The sequence below is a fragment of the Vibrio sp. F13 genome, from assembly GCF_020806305.2.
Classification (GTDB): Bacteria; Pseudomonadota; Gammaproteobacteria; order Enterobacterales; family Vibrionaceae; genus Vibrio; species Vibrio crassostreae_C.
This window is the reverse complement of the sequence record NZ_CP170175.1, coordinates 419,724-436,489: the sequence shown is the minus strand read 5'-3', so window position 1 is coordinate 436,489 and position 16,766 is coordinate 419,724. Positions and strand designations below refer to the sequence as shown.

Here is a 16,766-nt window from a genome sequence, read left to right as displayed (position 1 = left end):
CGGGAACAATGTCCCGTCTTAATTATGAAATCCAACTTCTCAAAAAAGCATATTAAATGCGGGGTTATTTACACTTAATCGCTTCAAGTTTACTGATCGACTGGTTGTAACGCTGCAGCGCTGAGTCGATTTGCTTAGGGTGACTAAGCAGCTCTGCAAAGGCAGAACGTAGTTCGTAGTTTTGAGCGTGAGGCGTTGATTGGCGGTCATCGAATGTTGTTTTCGCGATTTTACCAAGCTCATCATCACGTGTTGATAGCGTTTTAATGTCGTGTTGCTCAAGTTGCAACCAACCTTCTACAGGTTGCTCTGTTGCCACTTTGCTTGAGTCGTTTACTAAGTAGTAGTGAACCGCAGCACGGTTAAGCTCAAAGTGGTGCTTACGACCTTCTAGGAACCACTCACTCACTTCTGTTAGCTCTGGATATTGCTCAGAGGTTAATGCAGCAAGGTCGGCATACCAATTCAAAGAAGCGTCGATGTACGCATCATATTTTTTTGCTTGGCACTGGTTTGTCTCAGACATTGAATCTGCTGCAAAAGAGAAAGTAGAAGTTGAAGCTAGCAGTAATGCGACGCAAAGGCGTTTCATAGTGGTTCCTTTTGTAAGTTTATTCTTTTTATAACTTTGTCGTTACAGGTTACCGTGATCGTTATTTGTTGAGCAATGACACTTAGTGTCTTTTTATTTCGGTAACTGTATCGGTGTCTTGGGCATTGGTATTCGAGTTGCATTCTAATCTAAAACAAACGCTATTCCTGCGATCTAGTTAGCAAGAGATACAAAGAACAACATCAATATCGGAACAAGCAAGCTGAGGATAAAGCCACTGACGATAGCGATAGGCACACATCTAACGCCGCCTGTTGTTTGAATGACCGGTAAGGTGAAGTCCATCGCAGTCGCACCAGCATAACCAATGGAAGTGCATGGGTAGCTGCGAATTAGCACTGGAATCAGTACCAAGGCAACTAACTCTCTTAACAGCTCAAGCATGAAAGAAGCGCCACCATAGACAGGACCAAAGGCGTCACCCATTAAGATACCAGCCAGAGAGTACCAACCAAATCCAGAAGACATTGCCAAGGCTTTGAACAGAGGGATATCTAGGATGTAAGCCGCGATTACACCACCTAACATTGAGGTGATGATAATGGTGATTGCGATAACCATACCGTGCTTGTTGAGTAAGATCTGACGAAGTGTGAGTCCGCTATTACGCAGCTGAATGCCGATAAAGAATAGAAGAACAAACAGAATCCATTCGCTTGCGGTATCAACCCAATCAAGGCCAATAGGCAGCGCTAAGCCAGCGATTAGCCCTGAACCTACCACTAAGATGAGTTTTGCAGATTCCATCGCCATAGAAGAGAGGGGAAGCTTCTTCTTGCTACTGTCGGTTTTGAGTGGCAATAACTTATCAATAGCGGGCAGTGCCATTAGGTTACATACGCTTAAGCAGACAAAGAAAGTGACGGTATATAGAAGGATTGTCTGCAGGTTACTGCCTAGGTTATCGAGGGCGGCTAAGCTTAGTCCCATTAACGCCAGAATCACGTAGATCAACCGCGATGTTGAGCGGTTGATAAATTCTAATGTCTGAGCGTTCGAAATTGCAAAAAGATACCCCACGACGAGTGGCGCAAATATAAAGATCATCCCTGTAAACATGCTTTCCCCATTGCATTTACTTCATATTACACTTACTTGTAATTTAACAGTGACTTAGAAGCCGCTAGTATTGATCACGTCGCTTAGCTTTGCATTAAAATCATGCTTGCTCAAGTTGCTTAATTTATAAAGCACCTCTGCACCTGTCACGTTAAGTTCAACTTCGTGATCATCGATGTTCTCATCCTTGTTTCTGAACATCAGCAGGTGGTTAGCGATTCGAGCGATATCTAAGTAAGAGACTTCACGCTGTTCGTGGTTATTGATGGTATTGCTGCACACATCAATAAAGTCGCTGTCGAAGCCCCAACGGTTAAGCACCAATTTACTGGTAGCAGAACATTGGCCTTGGAAGATTTGTAGAGCGATGTCGTGATCTAGGTAATTGCCATTTTCGAGGTAGAGGTGGTATTCGCTAACCAAACAGAACAAACCAATATCAGCCAGTAATCCAACAAGCAGCGATTTTTCATGCTCAAGGTAACGGTATTCAGTAGGGGAGAGCTCTTTGAAGCTGTTGGTAACAAGCACCATAGTAGCGCCCAGCTCTTTTGATACAGAAGCGCTCTGAACCAATACCTTATTACATTCTTTACTGAGGTTGACTGAGTGTTTGAGTTGCTCAATAGCCTGAGCCGTCACGATGTCACGTACTCTTAATATGCCAAGGCGCGACACCGCCGTCATAATATCAACACAAGTAATATTACGTCGGTTAAAGACGACAGAGTTAGCCACACGAATGACAATAGCAGCGAGGCCTGGGTCTTCGAGTAAGCACTCGGCAACGTCAGCAATCCCAGTTGATTCAAGGGTACAAAGCGATTGAATCTTCAGTACAACGTTAGGGATAGGAGGAAGTGTTATTTTTCCCGCTGAGATAGAATGTCCAACAAGTTGGGCAAACTCTGATTCTAGACCCTTTAAGAGAAGAGTCTTATTTTGAGGTAGCCAGAAAAACGATAAATGATTCATATAAAAAGTAAAAACAGGTCTGTCCTGCCATTTTACAAGCCACGATGCTGCGAGGCAATACTCACCCGTCTACATAACCTTTAATAATTTGAACCGGTGTATCACTAGGTGTCCAAATTCAAGCATGGTTTGATAGTTTACTGTGAAGTCAATCATGAAAAACCGGAATACTCAATTGATTGATGTGAACTAAGTCCAGACTTATTTTTCTTTTCGAAGTATCATTTATTTAAAGGTGGAAAACGAAACCATAATATTCACCTATAGAATAAAAAAATAGATTTAAAATTTTTCGCATAACAAGCTGCTTGTCTGGTGATCAACCTAATCGGGGTAATTTGATTAAGGATCAACGGATATGACCGAGACAGCATTTATTAATTACGTGAATCAATTTGGTGAGCATCAAAAACGTTCTATGTTCGGAGGTATTGGCCTCTTTCAAAATGACGCTATGTTCGCTTTATTGAGTGAAGGTTGTTTATTCATTAGAGGTGGAAAATCATTAGATAAAAAACTGACCGATCTTGATTGTGAAAAGTATCGTCATGTAAAGAAGCAGACAACAGCAACCGTAAACTATTACGACATTACGGATCTGTTTACCTGTGAACATCCTGAATTGGATAGTATTATTCGTACTTCAATCGATAATTCAATTCAGCAGCGTAGCTTCAAGAAGTCATCAGCTAGCCGTAGATTAAGAGATCTACCAAACATGCAGCTTACGTTAGAGCGCATGGTTAAAAAGGCGGGTGTGGATGATGTTTCAATGTTTATGCAGTTGGGCGCACCTGAAGTGTTTAATAAGGTTCGCGAAGCGTACGGAAACGATGTTGACCTAAAACTACTTTGGAAATTTGCGGGTGCAATTGATGGTATTCACTGGAAACTATTACAAGAGCCACGCAAGCAGCAATTACTAAAGAGCTGCCACTAAAGAAGTTTACCTTATATGCTTAAGATTACTGTTAATAAATAAAAACCGAGGAATGTCCTCGGTTTTTTTGTTTCTGTCTTAGCCGGATTTCTTAAAAGACTAAGTATCAAAAGACTAAGTATCAAAAGGCTAAGTGCTCATAGAGAGCTTATTTGCTAGGGCTTGAGCTTTAAGTATTAGTACTTGAAGCGAGCCGTGAACATAAGTTGGTCACCGTAGAAGTCGTTAATACGAGCTTCAGCACCTAAAGAGAAAAGCTCTGTAGAGTGGAAACGCGCGTAAACAGAACCTGTCCAATCATCGTTGTCATCGATAGAAACGTAACCACCTTTACCACCAACTTCTAGTTGTGGACCAAGCCATTGGCGAACACCAATGTTGATTTCCATACCGATATCAGTAGAGCTTGAGTTCTCAGGTTGAACGATACGAGCTAGCATTTCACCTGTTAGGTCTGCCCAGTTGTTTAATGGAGCGTGGAAACCAAGACCTACAGCTGAGTCGTAATCGCTTTCAAATTCTGAATCGATACGTGCTATAGCGTGAGCGTTCGGGTGAATGGACTTACTGAACGCACCACCAAATGTTACTGGGCTAGCACCGATACGTGCTTCAAAGTAATCATAGTTAAAGTTGCTCATTACCTGTGGTTGTTCATCAACAGCTAGTGCTTGACCAGAAGCCAATAGCATAGCGGTAGTAAGTAGAATTTTGCGCATAACGACCGTAAACCTATATTAGTGTTAATTCCTTTGGTTTGAGACAAATCGGCAAACCATAAACATTGAGACAGTTTAATCTAACTCACGGAAAAGTAATCCTTTAAAATGTAAAACCTTACTCATTTAGTTAAAAAACAAGCAAATTAAGGATCAGTATGTAACGGAGATCTCATGTTTAGGGCGAATGAGAAAAATAGACGAGCGAATTATCCAAAATTTGTATGCATTCGGACGGTTCTTATATCGGATGCCGCTTTTCTCAGTATCCATTAACCAATCAGTGCTATTCACCAAAACTGGTGCGTTTATCCGCCATTGAAGTCAGTATGCGCTCGGTATCTAAGATGGAAGTCCAGTTTAGCAATTGCTTGTCGTTGGCAATGACATAGTCAGTCAATTGTTGAGTAATCGTGTCTCTCAGTTGGTCGCCTTGCCAAGGTTTTGAAATATAGAAATCAAGTGCTGCGTTGTTAATGGCTGTGACGGTATCTTCTAGCCCAGCTTGCCCGGTGAGCAACAGCTTACGCGTTGGTTTAGTAGCGTCGTGTTGGTTGAGTTCGATCAGAAAATCAATGCCGGTTTCTTCTGGCATGATGTGGTCGCATAAGATTAACGCGAGCTTAATACCATCTTGTCCCGTTTCTTTGATTACTTGCTTGGCTTCATCGACCGACTCTGCACCTTCAACCAGAAAGTTCTCTTCAAATATCGCCAAGTCCTGAAGGACACTATTGAGAACTTCAGGTTCATCATCGACACATAAAATTAGGTACTTATTCATGAGGTGCTCCTTCTTGTTTGAATGGAAGCCACACTTGCATGTTTGTATGGCTGCCTACCTCTGACTCCACCAAAATAAACCCTTGATGAGCCGAAACGATTTGTTGAGAAATGGATAACCCAATCCCTAAACCAAAGTTGCCTTCTTTTTTAGTCGTGAAATTTGGGTTGAAAATGGTGTTGATGTCTTCTTTGGCAATGCCGTGGCCAGTATCGGAGATTTGCACCACAAGAAACGCGTCGTCGCCTTTTGTCTGTTGAGAAGTGGTGATGGTCACTTTTCCTCGTTCAGATAGGGCATCGAGCGCATTGGAGATAAGGTTGGTCCACACTTGTTGCAGCGAGAGCGACTGGCACAATAAAGGCGGTAAGTCGGTATCGTAATGCTTTTCGAGTTGGTGGTGTTTAAGCCTGTTTTCGAAGATCACTAAGGTATCTTCAAGCCCTTCGTGGATATCTGTGTAGTGGCGAACTTCTTCATCTTCTCTAGCATAGCTTTTTAAGCTTTTGACCATATCGGCAATACGCTTGCTGCACACTTGAATTGAGCGGATAGAGTTTCCAACATAATGGTAATGCTCTAAGTCATTGAGCAGCTCTTTGCCTGCGACAGGGGACGCCTTTAATGTGTTTAGAACCGTAGAGTCTTGGCTTAGGTTTAGTCTCACGGCTTTTTTTGCTAAAGCACGGTCATTAATCGTCGACGTAAGATGCTTTACGAGCTGTCTTTCTTGGGCTGTTGATAGTGGCTTAGCTAACTTTGAATGTGCCAGTACGTCAGTCCCTTTATTGGACTCTGGAACGGATAGGTTTGCCAATATTTGGTCGAGATGGTCTGACAGAGTTTCGATGCTTCTTAATATGGCAGCAATCGGGTTATTCAGCTCATGTGCGACTCCCGCGACTAGCTGCCCGAGCATCGCCATTTTCTCTTTCTCGATCAGTTGTTGATGTGCAGACTCTAATGATTCTAGTGTCTGCTGCAGTTTGATCTTATTGGTGATGCTGCGTTGCAAACGTCGATTAAAATGACGGAGCAGTAGATTGGTAAATAAAGGCAGCAGGGTATTGTTTGAATGCATCACCTGAGCAAAGCTATCTTTATCCAGTTTGATAACGCGAGTCTGCGTTAGGGTGATCGCCGTAGAAAACGAAGGCTCGCCTGTTACAAATGACATCCCGCCAACAATGTTCCCTTTGGAGTGACGTACCACTTCCCGCTGTTGCCCAAGTTCATCTTTCTTATAAAGAGCTGCTTCACCCTCAATGATCAGCCATAAAAAGCGATTGTCTTCGCCTTCCACAGTGAGTAGATGCTCGGGGGAATAGTCACGAATGGCCTTAGTTTTGTCATCTTTTGAAAACACATCTTGTAAGGCACTGACGACACGTTCTGCAAGGGCATTATCAGAAAGCTGGTGGTAGTCGTGAATGAAACCCGATTGGAAAGAGTGAATCTTTTGCTCAATGTGCGCTCTGAGTAAGCGTTGTTGATCCAATGCATCGCTGTAAGAGAGCAGGTTTTCTGAGTCGTATTGGATAACAAAAGAGGTCAGCTCTTTTTGCGCTGATTTGAACAGAACCTGATCTTGAACCGGTTTGGTTAAACAGTGGTTGAGCCTACCTTCATTCACAGCGGTTAAAATGGATTGAATGTCTGACGAAGCGCTGACTAATATCGTTCTTGCGGTATTACTATGGGGCAGCTGTTGAAGTTCAATCAGGAATTGCACGCCATTAAATTCAGAATGATGATGAGTGATCACCAAGGCAACGGTTTGGTTGTGATCATGAATATCTTCTAATGCGTGATGTGCGTCTTCTATGTTCTCGGCAGTATAAATATCGAATACAGAAGCCAACGGAGCCAGCTCCAAATGTATTCTTTCAATGCTAACCGGATTATTGTCCAAACAGATAACAGCGTATTGATTCACAGCTCAACCTTAATAGTAGCGACGCTTCTAGCCTAGCAAGAACCGACGAATAAGGATGAGAGCTAACCGTTAATTTATTGAGGCAATCGAAGTATCGAGCAATAGACTGATTTAACTCAATGTTTCTTGTTTGCTACTGATGGGTTAGACTAAAAAAAACAGACACGTGTAGAAAGAGAACTCATGGAACAGTTAAGAAAAATTGGCGCAATCGGCGGAGCAATCTCATTGGCACTTTGTTGGCCACTAGCGGTTGGGCAAATTGGACAAAACGCGATTACTGATGGCGTTGCAAAGCTTAACAATTCAAGCATTCAAGCTGAGATCGTGGAATACGATAGAGGTTATTTATCTTCTAATGTTAAAACACGTTTAACGGTGACGGATGAAAATCTCAAAGAGCAACTCGCGCTTGATGGGATTCCGAGTGAGTTTGTTATCAACAGCGCGGTTAGCCATGGTCTAGTCAGCCTAGGTGCGCTGTCGACATTTGAAAATGCAGATATTCTTCCTCTGACTCTTACTACCAGTACCGAGTTAAACGGCAACACTGATTTTAATTTCGAGTTGAGTCAGTTTAATTATCAAGGTTCTGATGATAATGGTACCTCAGTCTCTATCACGAAATCGAACCTGTCTGGCCATGCCACTGTATTAGGGCAAGTCGATTACAAGCTTACGGTTCCTTCTGTGCAAATTGATTTTGAAACCGGTGAAGAAGTGACACTGTCGAACCTGACGGGTGTTGGTTCTGGCCAGCAAGCAAAAGGCTATTGGTTAGGCTCACAGAATTTTACTATCGATAGCTTCCTAGTTTCGGATTCGGCTATGCAGCCATTCATGACTATCGAAAATTCAAAGTACGATTTTGAATCTCACCTTGATGAAGCGACTAAACGTCTGCGCAGTAATCTCAAGTTGGATATCGCCAATATCGAGACCAACGAAGGTCAAGTGAATAACTTAAACGTCGATTTCGAAATGGCGAAACTGGACAGTGAATCGTTTGAGAAGATCTTTGAAATCTACCAATCAAATCCGGTTCTGACTCAAGATGATGTTGCAGAGATCATTCCATTTATCGATATCCTGTTTGCTAAAGGTTTCGACCTTTCAATGAACAACATGTCGTTAGAGTTAGGTAAGGGACAGTTCGAATCTAAGTGGTTGGTGAGCGTGCCGGAAGGGACCGAAAACATCAGCAGCAACCCTTCGATGATCATGCCTGCATTAACGGGCAACGTTCACTCTAGCTTCTCAAATGAACTTGTTGAAGAGTATCCATTCATCCGTGAAGGTATCGATGAATTGCTTGTGATGGAAATGATCAAGGAAACAGACAGTGGTTATGAAATCAGCGCTGACTTAGAAAATGGAAACCTAGTGTTCGAAAATGGACAAGAAATTCCATTAATCGCTCTACTTATGCCGGTTTTTGTTCAATAAACAGAGCAGGCGTGAATACTGATAGGGTGATTTAGCAGGTTAAGCTTAAACATTTTATACGGTACAAAACAAAAGAGGTCTTAAGACCTCTTTTGTTGTTTTTATGTTGGGTAAAACATGGTATTACTTGCATAGTTATTATTTAGCAGGAGCAATCATCCCCATGGAACTTACATTAGATAACGTATTCAACTTCAGTGCTGGCCCAGCTGCACTGCCTAAACCGGTAATGAAACAAGCGCAAGCGGACTTTATTGATTGGAATGGTTTAGGGACTTCCGTGATGGAAATCAGCCATCGCAGCAAGGAATTTATTCAAGTTGCTGACGAGTCCGAACAGGACCTACGTGATCTTCTGAACATCCCAGACAACTACAAAGTTCTTTTCTGTCAGGGGGGCGCTCGTGCTCAATTCGCTGCTGTTCCTCTAAACCTTTTAGGTGATGCGACGAAAGCGACTTACATTGATGCGGGTTACTGGGCAGAAAGTGCAGTGACTGAAGCGAGCAAATATTGCGAAATCGATGTATTCAACGCGAAGACGTCAATTGATGGTAAAGCAGCGGTTGTTCCAGCTAAAGATTGGAAAATTGACCCGGAAGCTGCGTATGTACATTTCTGTCCGAATGAAACCATCGATGGTATTGAAATCAGCGAGCTTCCTCAAACGGATAAGCCAATCGTAGCGGATATGTCATCTAACATTCTGTCTCGTAAGATTGATGTGTCTCAGTACGGTGTTATCTACGCGGGCGCGCAAAAGAATATCGGCCCTGCGGGTATCTGCATTGCAATCGTACGTGATGATCTACTCGAACTCGCAAACGACGTGTTGCCGAGTATTCTGAACTACAAAGTACTTGCTGAAAAAGACTCAATGTTCAACACACCACCAACGTACGCTTGGTACCTATCAGGCCTTGTGTTCAAGTGGCTGAAAGCTCAAGGTGGCGTTGAAGCGATGGAGTTGGTGAACAAAGAGAAAGCAGCGCTGCTTTACGATGCAATCGATAGCTCAGCTTTCTACAAAAACGATGTTCACACTGCAAACCGTTCTAGAATGAACGTGCCGTTCCAACTGGCGAAACCTGAGTTAGATGGCAAGTTCCTAGAATTGGCTGATGCTGCAGGTCTGAAATCACTGAAAGGGCATAGAGCAGTAGGTGGAATGAGAGCTTCACTTTACAACGCAATGTCTCTGGAAGGCGTTCAAGCGCTGGTTAGCTTCATGAAAGATTTCGAAGAGAAATACGCTTAATCGATGATAGGGCTTTGACTGATAAATTGCTTATTTGATTTTTATTGTGTCGAATGCACCGAATGAGATAGATGCCGCTTTTGCGGCATTTTTTTTGTCGTTAATAATAAAGGGTATGGTATGTTGATTTATTGTAAGAACAGTCATCCAGAGATATGACGGATGTATCAGAATGAGCAGACCTTTCTCTTAAAGCGAGAGTATCAACTGTTATTTAGGCACTTTTTACTATATAACGTGTCGCCCAAAGCTAGGTCTCTAATCATGAGCAGTGAGCGATAAGCCGCATCGCCCGGTTTATTGATGGGCGATTAAAATCCAACGTCTAATTTTTACCACAAGGAACCAAGTGTGAGGTTATTGAGTCTATTTGCGATGCTATTTCCGGCCGTTGCTTGTTCGTCCACACTTGAAATATGGGCTGGTATTAATTATGAAACGGCCGATTATGTAAAAGAACATATCGAAGCGATGACTGATCATCGTGTAGAAATTCGTTCGTTTGACGTCAACAGTATTCGTTCTGAACTGCTTGTTGCTGATCCTAGAGACAATACCTTTCCCGACGCCATCTGGGTTCCTTCTGACTTCTTAGGTCTAACTGAATATATCGATTTAGCGACGCTTCCTGATGCTTGGGTCGATACCCAACGCTATGAGAAAAAAGCGCTCGATGCAGTGGTCATCAACGGTGAGCTTAAGGCGTTACCGGTTGGTATTGGAAACCAAGTCGTTCTGTATTCGAGCAAGCCTCAAGCGCAAGTCGTGACATGGGAGAGCCTAATTGAACGCTCTGCTCAGTCCGATCAAGTGAGCGTGCTTTTTCCCAATCCAAACATGTACTTCTATCTAGCTTTCTATCAGCTTTTTTCTGAAGACTTATTATCGTCTAAGAATGTTAATGGTGAAGGGTTAGTTGCTATCTTTGATTTCATCGACATGTTGCAGCAGAAAAAAGTCATCGAATCATCGTGCAGCGATATTTGCGCGAGGCAGAGGTTCATCAATGGGGAAGTCGAGTTTTTGATTGACGGTGATTGGGCGTTCAGCGAACTCGATGCCGCCTTTGGTCGAGATTTGTACATCAATTCGTTGCCGACCTATCGTGGTGAAAGTATGTCTTCATTTAGTGGCGCAAAGGTTTTTGCTGTCACGGAAAAAGGCATGCAAAACCCAGATAAGAAATTGGCTTTGAAAGAAGTCGTTCAATACCTGCAATCAAACAGTTTCACCTATTTAGCTCACTCGAGTGCCATGGTTTCGCCGTTTTATGAGGTTAATCAACGCCGTGTTGAGGAAGGTAACCAGACACTTTCAAATATGTACGATGAGTTTCAAGCATCGCAAATGATGTCGAGTGACTACAAGATGGCGATCGTTTGGGAGGCATCGGCTCGGGCGTATCAGCGTTACAAGTCAGGGATGCCAAAGAGTGAACTGCATAAGTTTTACAATGATTTTGTTCAATATTACTCGGCGAATATGAGGGTAAGAGATTGAAGCTATCATTAAAATACACCATGGGCTTGGTGTTGCTGGCTTGCTCAATGCTTCCTGTTTACCTAGCGGGACAGTTGATTCTCAATAAACAAAACCAAAGTTCTTTAGAGCAAAAAGAAACCAAGCTGGACAACTCTACGACCGGTATTCGTCAAACCGTACAAGAGCAAATTAAGCTGACGGCGAGCCTAACTCAATGGTATTCGCATGACCGATCATTGATTAAAGCGGGTGGTAATATCTTTTTCTCGAGTGTTGTTTGGGACAAGATGGATAGCTTCAATGCGCTAGCGGAGAGTGTGTCCGCGACTTATATTCTGGACCAAAACTGGAAGCCCATTTATGACAGCAAAGGCAGCTTGTACCATTTTGAGCAGAGCCAGTTATTAGAAAGCTTGAAGCGTCCTCAATCGGTTTATGGGCAAGGGAAATTGTTCCACACCGAGTTTACCGAAACTGAAGTGGCGGATAATGCCGCTGCAGGTATCGCTTTTGTCGCGCCGATTTTACCTTATCGTTTGATAGAAGGTTCTACATACACGCCGCAGGGTTATCTTGTGGTTCTTATGGGGTATGACAGACTTAAGACTAAAGTGACGCCTTTCCTTTATCAAAATGAGTCGGTTGAGTTTAACTATATTGATTCAACGGATGCTCAATCTTCTGAACAAAGTGCGAACATTATCTCTATCGACAGCACATTCTTTACCGACAAATTGGTACTGAACGTCAAACATCATATTTCCGACAGTGAGCGTTTATTAGAGATGCAACAAGCTCAGGTGGTCTTTGTCAGAATATTGGTGGCGACGCTTGCCATCTCGATTGTGTTTGCTCTGTTCCTAAGCCGCTGGTTCTCAGGGCAGTTAAACTTGTTGGCTGAATCTGTTACGTCGTATTCGCATAACCAGTCACCGACTCATAGTGTGGATGAACATCGTTTTACAGAGTTCGTCACGCTGAGTCGTTTATTGGAAACCTTGTGGGGTCGCATACAATATCAAGTCCGTGAGCTTACCGAAAGTAACGATAAACTCGAAAGATTTAATGTTCAGCTAGAGGACTTAGTCGAAGAGAAAACCAGCAAGTTAACTAATTCGCTCGCGCGTGAAGAATCCCAGAAGCATCGTATTTTGAAGATCGTTCAGTTTGCATCATCAAGACACGCGGCTGAATATCGGTTGATTCCTCAAATGGTCGATCAAGAGTTAAAGACATTACTTGTTCAACATTCGATTCAGTTTCATTTTAACCGGACTGGCGAGGCTGACCTGATACTCTGTGACTCACAGGGGACGGCGATCGGGTATTTTTGTTCAAGTTCATTTGATGTCCTCAGTGAAGAAGATCTTCTGATTTTTGACATGTACCAAAAACAGTTAGCTGGTTGGCTAGAGCTCGAAAATATTACACGGATTAACATGCCGACTGGCTGTTTGAATCGTAAAGCTTTTAATGAAGATCTCGAATTCAGTAAACGCAGCATTAACGACAATCAAAATCAGATTTCTTTGATCATTATTGATATCAATGGCTTGAAAACGACCAATGATGTTCATGGGCATGAGATCGGGGATGAGCTGATACAGCGCTGCGTAGACGTAATCAGCCACGAATTGACACCTGCCAGTAATCTATACCGTTTGGGTGGAGATGAATTTGCGGTGCTTACCTTAACGTCTGGTGAGTCGAGTTCGCTCAATGTCGCAAAGATGACTGAGCAGTTGTACATTGCTCAGGAGCAACAGGCAATCGAGACTAAAGCGGGTATCTCTATTCCTGTCAGATTCTCGATTGGTGCAGCCTCTAGTGATTCAACAGACGTTGAGCAATTGTTCTCAGTCGCTGATGAGAATATGTATCAGCAAAAGCGTCTTTATTACCAAACGTTGTCTGTGGTTGGGAAGTAATAATGCCAATCACGCTGACAAATAGCGATCACGATTTTCGACGCCCATTAGAGCGGAACTGCTGCGGTGTGACGTTATAATATGTTTAAACGCTTATGGGAAATGCGCTTAGTCGGGCCAACCGTTGCTTAAACACAGACGATAAAAATGAAAAAGCCCACCAATGGAAGTTGATGGGCTTTGTGTTTGTATTTAGCTTACGTAACTCAGCTAGAGCCAGAAACTCTTCAGAGGCATCTCAGAGTCAAAGTGATGAGCAATTTGCGCTTGGAGTAGCTCAGCGGTCGCAATAGCGTCAGTTAATGCATGATGCGGCGTGTAGTCGGGCAGATGGTATCGACGACGACTCTGACCCAGTCTCACTGAAGCTGGCTTCTTACCTTTCAGCTTGTTCCACAAGCCGCCAGCCAGTTTATTTTGGATCTGAGATTCAATCTCCAGCGTGTCGAGGACTGGGAACTCAATGCCTTCACCGAGTCGCACTTTCAATGCATTGTCCAAAAAGTCACGTTCGATACGACGATAGTGAACCACAGGGATATGTCCCGCCATTGATTCTAAGATCTCGCCCAACACTTCGCTAAGGTCTGGCGCATCAATGATGTCATTGTGAGTGATGCCATGAATCACGACAGACTCTTCTTCAAGTTTCTGTTTTGGTCTTAGAGTCCAGTGTTTGGCTTGTCGCAAGTAGATGCGATTGAGCGTAAATGGCACTAAACCAATGGTAATGATGCCGTCTTTGTTTGGGTTTAACCCCGTTGTCTCAAAGTCGACAGCCAAAAACATCACTTCTGAAAGTGGCGTATCAGGCGCAGGAATAGGCTGGCTATAAAAGTGCTTTAAGCGCTCGTCTCTCGCTCGTTCAAGCTTCTGAGCAAACTTAAATGGCCAATCGACCGCAGGTGATCTGAATAGTTTGTTCATAGGCCCTACTTAAACTTGTTGCTGGCTTGATAACGGAACTTAAGGAAGTTTTGCGCATTACTTAATATTTGGAATGCATCCTTTAGGTTACGTCGTTCGAAGTCAGACAGGTTCTCTGGCTCGATGTTGTTATCAGGCTCGATGTTGTTGTCGACATCGTGTGCTTGGTGACGAATACGAACCAGAGAGATAAACTCCATCGCATCTTTCAAATCTTGAGCTCGGCCTTTTGGCAGAATACCAGCGTCGATAATGTCATCTAAGCGTTCGAACGAGTTCTTAGAGCGAGACGCTACCGCGAGCGAGTGAACACGAATCAAATCGGCCAGTGGCGCAGTACCACGACGCTTAAGGTTGATAGAGTTGTTGTGACGGCCATCTTTCTCCATCACGAAATCTTTGAAGAAACCGAGCGGCGGTGTACGGTTGAGTGCGTTACGTGCAAGACACGCCAAGAAGCGATTGTTCTTACGTGCGCGTCGAACAATAAAGCTGTTCAATTGCTCGGCCCATTTTAGACGACCATAAACGCCATCTAAGTCAAAGAAGATTGAAGCATTCAACAGGGCTTTCGGGTTTGGATCATCAATCCAATCGGCAAAGCACTCTTCCCATTGGCGACGAGTCATACGCCACGTTGGGTTAGTTGCCATGATGTCACCAGTACAGTACACATAGCCACATTGGTCTAAGCCATCACAAATGAAGGTCGATAGCTCTTCAAAGTACTTACCGTGCTTTTTCTCGTCGTAGGTATCATCAAGAATGATTGCGTTATCTTGGTCTGTAACCAGCAACTGCTCATCACGCCCCATAGAGCCGAGTGCGAGGAAACAGTAAGGAATAGGCGCCTTGCCCAATTTCTCTTCACCCAGTTCGATAATTCGCTGCTTAAAGCTACGACCAATTACCGACATTGCAGTACCCACCATGTGGGCGTTGGCATCTTCGTTAACTAAGCGCACAAAGCTGTCTTTCACTTGCTCGGAAAGCACCTTTAGATCTTCAATGCTTTGTTGTTGGAAGATGCTGCTTACCAATAACAGCGAGTTTTGAGATTCGTAACGAACAATATCGGTCGCTTCGATAATACCAATCGGCTTCTTATCTTTGAGTACTGGTAAATGATGCACGTTATAGCGAAGCATGGTCATCATAGCTTCGTATACGTAAGCATTATGGTCGAGTGAGATAACCTCTGGTGTCATTACGCTGGATACTTCATCCGATGGATCGAGACCTTCGGCGAGGACTCGCGTACACAAATCTCGGTCGGTGATGATGCCAATCACGGGTGTTGAGTCATCTTCATCATCTTCAACGATATCTGGGTCGATGATCAGCAAAGAGGAAACATTATCTTGTGCCATCATGGTCGCAGCTTGCTGAATCGTGCGCGTTTTTTCGATCATTGGCGCTTCGCTGGTCAGTAGCGTTTTAACCTTGGATGTTGTTAGGTCGTTAGCGTCGTTGCTGTCTGAGTTGGCTTGGCGCAGTCGTGCGTTATCTTCTACTTCTACGAAATCGGCAAAAGAGTCGTAGTTGTCGTAGAGCTCTTGGAAGATAGGCTCAGGAATACAGTAGAGTAGGGTGTCTTCAGTCGCTTTAACTGGGAAACGCACCTTGTTGTTGGTCAGTAGGCCCATTTGACCGAACAGGTGACCTTCATCCAGGCGGTTATAGAGTTCGCCTTTACGACGGTAGACTTCGACTTCGCCACTTCGAACGATGTATAAGTCATGAATTTGATCACCAAAGTGAATGATAGGGGTATCTTGGCGGTAATAAGAAATTTCCACGCTACTGGTCACTTTCGCCAACATCTCCTCAGGGAGTTCTGTGAAAGGGGGGTATTGTGCCAGAAAGTTTTGAATCTCTAATAACTCAGCATCCATAATGATCATCCATTGGTTTGTATGATTTCATGGTACAACATTTGATAATATTTTGCCGTCACAAATCAATCTGTGAGCTAAAACCTTTTTAAAGTCTTATGGATAGACTAACCTTTCAATTAATGGAGTGACAGTTTAAGGATGATAGGAATGTCGAAGTGGAAGCTTAGTTTTGTATCTGCGGTTTTTATGTTTTCTCCAAGTTTGTGGGCGGACACTAACGCGGTGGATATTTTGGATTACGACCATATTTATGCCACGGCGCATTCGGGCAGTTTAAATGAAGATGCAGGCAGTAATAACAATGCCTCGTCGTATGGATTAGGCGTCAGTTACGCGATGACGGATGATTGGTTGTTGCTGGGAGACTACAGCGCACGCTTTATTCACCCTGATGACACCACAACTCGAATTGATACGCTGATGCCAGGTGTTGGTTACCGTTACAGCATTAAGAAAGATTTAGATATAGTGGCTTACTACCTGCTTGGTATCACTAAGGGTAAGGTTGAAAATAATGACACCAACCAAACTGAATCTTCAGACACTGAGTTCATCCAAGGGGTAAAAGCTGAGCTTAACTATGGCTTTGCGAAACGTTGGATTGCCAATGGCAGTGTGCAAGTGAACCGAAGTGACCTGTTTGATGAAGAGATCTATCACTTAGGTTTACGTTATCTAGTGACCAACAAGTTTGCGATTGGTGGGTCATACCAACATCGAGATGGTGAAGGTAAAATTCGTAGCGAACGAACCAATGAGTTGGGTGTAGAGTTTTTCTTAGAGTATTAACTTACAAAGTAT

14 protein-coding genes are annotated in these 16,766 nt (G+C 43.4%); 6 read left to right on the top strand and 8 right to left on the bottom strand.

The window, feature by feature from the left end; translation table 11 throughout:
- Positions 1 to 64: 64 nt before the first annotated feature.
- From LMH68_RS01965 to LMH68_RS01955, 3 genes are all read right to left on the bottom strand, one after another.
- Positions 65 to 592 (bottom strand): hypothetical protein, encoded by a 528-nt coding sequence (locus tag LMH68_RS01965; RefSeq protein ID WP_017066066.1) that lies wholly within the window; start codon positions 590 to 592, stop codon positions 65 to 67.
- A 174-nt stretch (positions 593 to 766) separates the two neighbouring features.
- A complete protein-coding gene (locus LMH68_RS01960) occupies positions 767 to 1,672 on the bottom strand; it encodes a lysine exporter LysO family protein (protein ID WP_229647218.1) in 906 nt (301 codons plus the stop codon).
- 54 nt (positions 1,673 to 1,726) lie between these two features.
- Positions 1,727 to 2,647 (bottom strand): HDOD domain-containing protein, encoded by a 921-nt coding sequence (locus LMH68_RS01955; RefSeq protein ID WP_017066065.1) that lies wholly within the window; start codon positions 2,645 to 2,647, stop codon positions 1,727 to 1,729.
- A gap of 358 nt (positions 2,648 to 3,005) precedes the next feature.
- Between LMH68_RS01955 and LMH68_RS01950 the strand changes: the two genes are divergently transcribed.
- Entirely contained in the window at positions 3,006 to 3,587 is a 582-nt protein-coding gene (locus LMH68_RS01950; RefSeq protein ID WP_017060401.1) for a TfoX/Sxy family DNA transformation protein, read from the top strand.
- Between the two features lie 176 nt (positions 3,588 to 3,763).
- On the opposite strand, the gene LMH68_RS01945 is transcribed toward LMH68_RS01950, so the two are convergent.
- The 3 genes from LMH68_RS01945 to LMH68_RS01935 form a co-directional block, all read right to left on the bottom strand.
- Positions 3,764 to 4,306, bottom strand: coding sequence for a hypothetical protein (locus LMH68_RS01945; protein WP_017065409.1), 543 nt, complete (start codon positions 4,304 to 4,306; stop codon positions 3,764 to 3,766).
- Between the two features lie 286 nt (positions 4,307 to 4,592).
- On the bottom strand, positions 4,593 to 5,090 hold the full coding sequence (locus LMH68_RS01940; RefSeq protein ID WP_229647219.1) for a response regulator: 498 nt from the start codon (positions 5,088 to 5,090) through the stop codon (positions 4,593 to 4,595).
- A complete protein-coding gene (locus tag LMH68_RS01935) occupies positions 5,083 to 7,026 on the bottom strand; it encodes an ATP-binding protein (protein WP_229647220.1) in 1,944 nt (647 codons plus the stop codon). The genes LMH68_RS01940 and LMH68_RS01935 overlap by 8 nt, the downstream gene beginning before the upstream one ends.
- A gap of 183 nt (positions 7,027 to 7,209) precedes the next feature.
- Here LMH68_RS01935 and LMH68_RS01930 point away from each other — a divergent pair, with 183 nt between their 5' ends.
- The 4 genes from LMH68_RS01930 (at position 7,210) to LMH68_RS01915 (ending at position 13,140) form a co-directional block, all read left to right on the top strand.
- Positions 7,210 to 8,472, top strand: coding sequence for a DUF945 family protein (locus tag LMH68_RS01930; RefSeq protein ID WP_229647221.1), 1,263 nt, complete (start codon positions 7,210 to 7,212; stop codon positions 8,470 to 8,472).
- Between the two features lie 163 nt (positions 8,473 to 8,635).
- Complete coding sequence (serC, locus tag LMH68_RS01925; RefSeq protein ID WP_017065411.1) at positions 8,636 to 9,730, top strand: 3-phosphoserine/phosphohydroxythreonine transaminase; 1,095 nt, start codon at positions 8,636 to 8,638, stop codon at positions 9,728 to 9,730.
- Positions 9,731 to 10,081: 351 nt separating this feature from the next.
- On the top strand, positions 10,082 to 11,230 hold the full coding sequence (locus LMH68_RS01920) for an extracellular solute-binding protein (protein WP_029235305.1): 1,149 nt from the start codon (positions 10,082 to 10,084) through the stop codon (positions 11,228 to 11,230).
- Between the two features lie 20 nt (positions 11,231 to 11,250).
- A complete protein-coding gene (locus tag LMH68_RS01915; RefSeq protein WP_229647311.1) occupies positions 11,251 to 13,140 on the top strand; it encodes a GGDEF domain-containing protein in 1,890 nt (629 codons plus the stop codon).
- Positions 13,141 to 13,350: 210 nt separating this feature from the next.
- On the opposite strand, the gene LMH68_RS01910 is transcribed toward LMH68_RS01915, so the two are convergent.
- On the bottom strand, positions 13,351 to 14,067 hold the full coding sequence (locus tag LMH68_RS01910) for a 3'-5' exonuclease (RefSeq protein ID WP_229647222.1): 717 nt from the start codon (positions 14,065 to 14,067) through the stop codon (positions 13,351 to 13,353).
- Between the two features lie 5 nt (positions 14,068 to 14,072).
- Positions 14,073 to 15,962: a DUF294 nucleotidyltransferase-like domain-containing protein gene (locus LMH68_RS01905; protein WP_048609207.1), complete on the bottom strand. Its 1,890-nt coding sequence runs from the start codon at positions 15,960 to 15,962 to the stop codon at positions 14,073 to 14,075.
- 150 nt (positions 15,963 to 16,112) lie between these two features.
- Here LMH68_RS01905 and LMH68_RS01900 point away from each other — a divergent pair, with 150 nt between their 5' ends.
- Positions 16,113 to 16,754 carry an outer membrane beta-barrel protein gene (locus LMH68_RS01900; protein WP_052878179.1) on the top strand — a complete coding sequence of 214 codons (642 nt, stop codon included), beginning with the start codon at positions 16,113 to 16,115 and terminating at the stop codon, positions 16,752 to 16,754.
- Positions 16,755 to 16,766: the final 12 nt, after the last annotated feature.

Bases quoted from the DNA above. Each gene is read 5' to 3' on its own strand.
- LMH68_RS01965 (WP_017066066.1), bottom strand. From the start codon at position 592: ATGAAACGCCTTTGCGTCGCATTACTGCTAGCTTCAACTTCTACTTTC.
- LMH68_RS01960 (WP_229647218.1), bottom strand. From the start codon at position 1,672: ATGTTTACAGGGATGATCTTTATATTTGCGCCACTCGTCGTGGGGTAT.
- LMH68_RS01955 (WP_017066065.1), bottom strand. From the start codon at position 2,647: ATGAATCATTTATCGTTTTTCTGGCTACCTCAAAATAAGACTCTTCTC.
- LMH68_RS01950 (WP_017060401.1), top strand. From the start codon at position 3,006: ATGACCGAGACAGCATTTATTAATTACGTGAATCAATTTGGTGAGCAT.
- LMH68_RS01945 (WP_017065409.1), bottom strand. From the start codon at position 4,306: ATGCGCAAAATTCTACTTACTACCGCTATGCTATTGGCTTCTGGTCAA.
- LMH68_RS01940 (WP_229647219.1), bottom strand. From the start codon at position 5,090: ATGAATAAGTACCTAATTTTATGTGTCGATGATGAACCTGAAGTTCTC.
- LMH68_RS01930 (WP_229647221.1), top strand. From the start codon at position 7,210: ATGGAACAGTTAAGAAAAATTGGCGCAATCGGCGGAGCAATCTCATTG.
- serC (WP_017065411.1), top strand. From the start codon at position 8,636: ATGGAACTTACATTAGATAACGTATTCAACTTCAGTGCTGGCCCAGCT.
- LMH68_RS01915 (WP_229647311.1), top strand. From the start codon at position 11,251: ATGGGCTTGGTGTTGCTGGCTTGCTCAATGCTTCCTGTTTACCTAGCG.
- LMH68_RS01910 (WP_229647222.1), bottom strand. From the start codon at position 14,067: ATGAACAAACTATTCAGATCACCTGCGGTCGATTGGCCATTTAAGTTT.
- LMH68_RS01905 (WP_048609207.1), bottom strand. From the start codon at position 15,962: ATGGATGCTGAGTTATTAGAGATTCAAAACTTTCTGGCACAATACCCC.
- LMH68_RS01900 (WP_052878179.1), top strand. From the start codon at position 16,113: ATGTCGAAGTGGAAGCTTAGTTTTGTATCTGCGGTTTTTATGTTTTCT.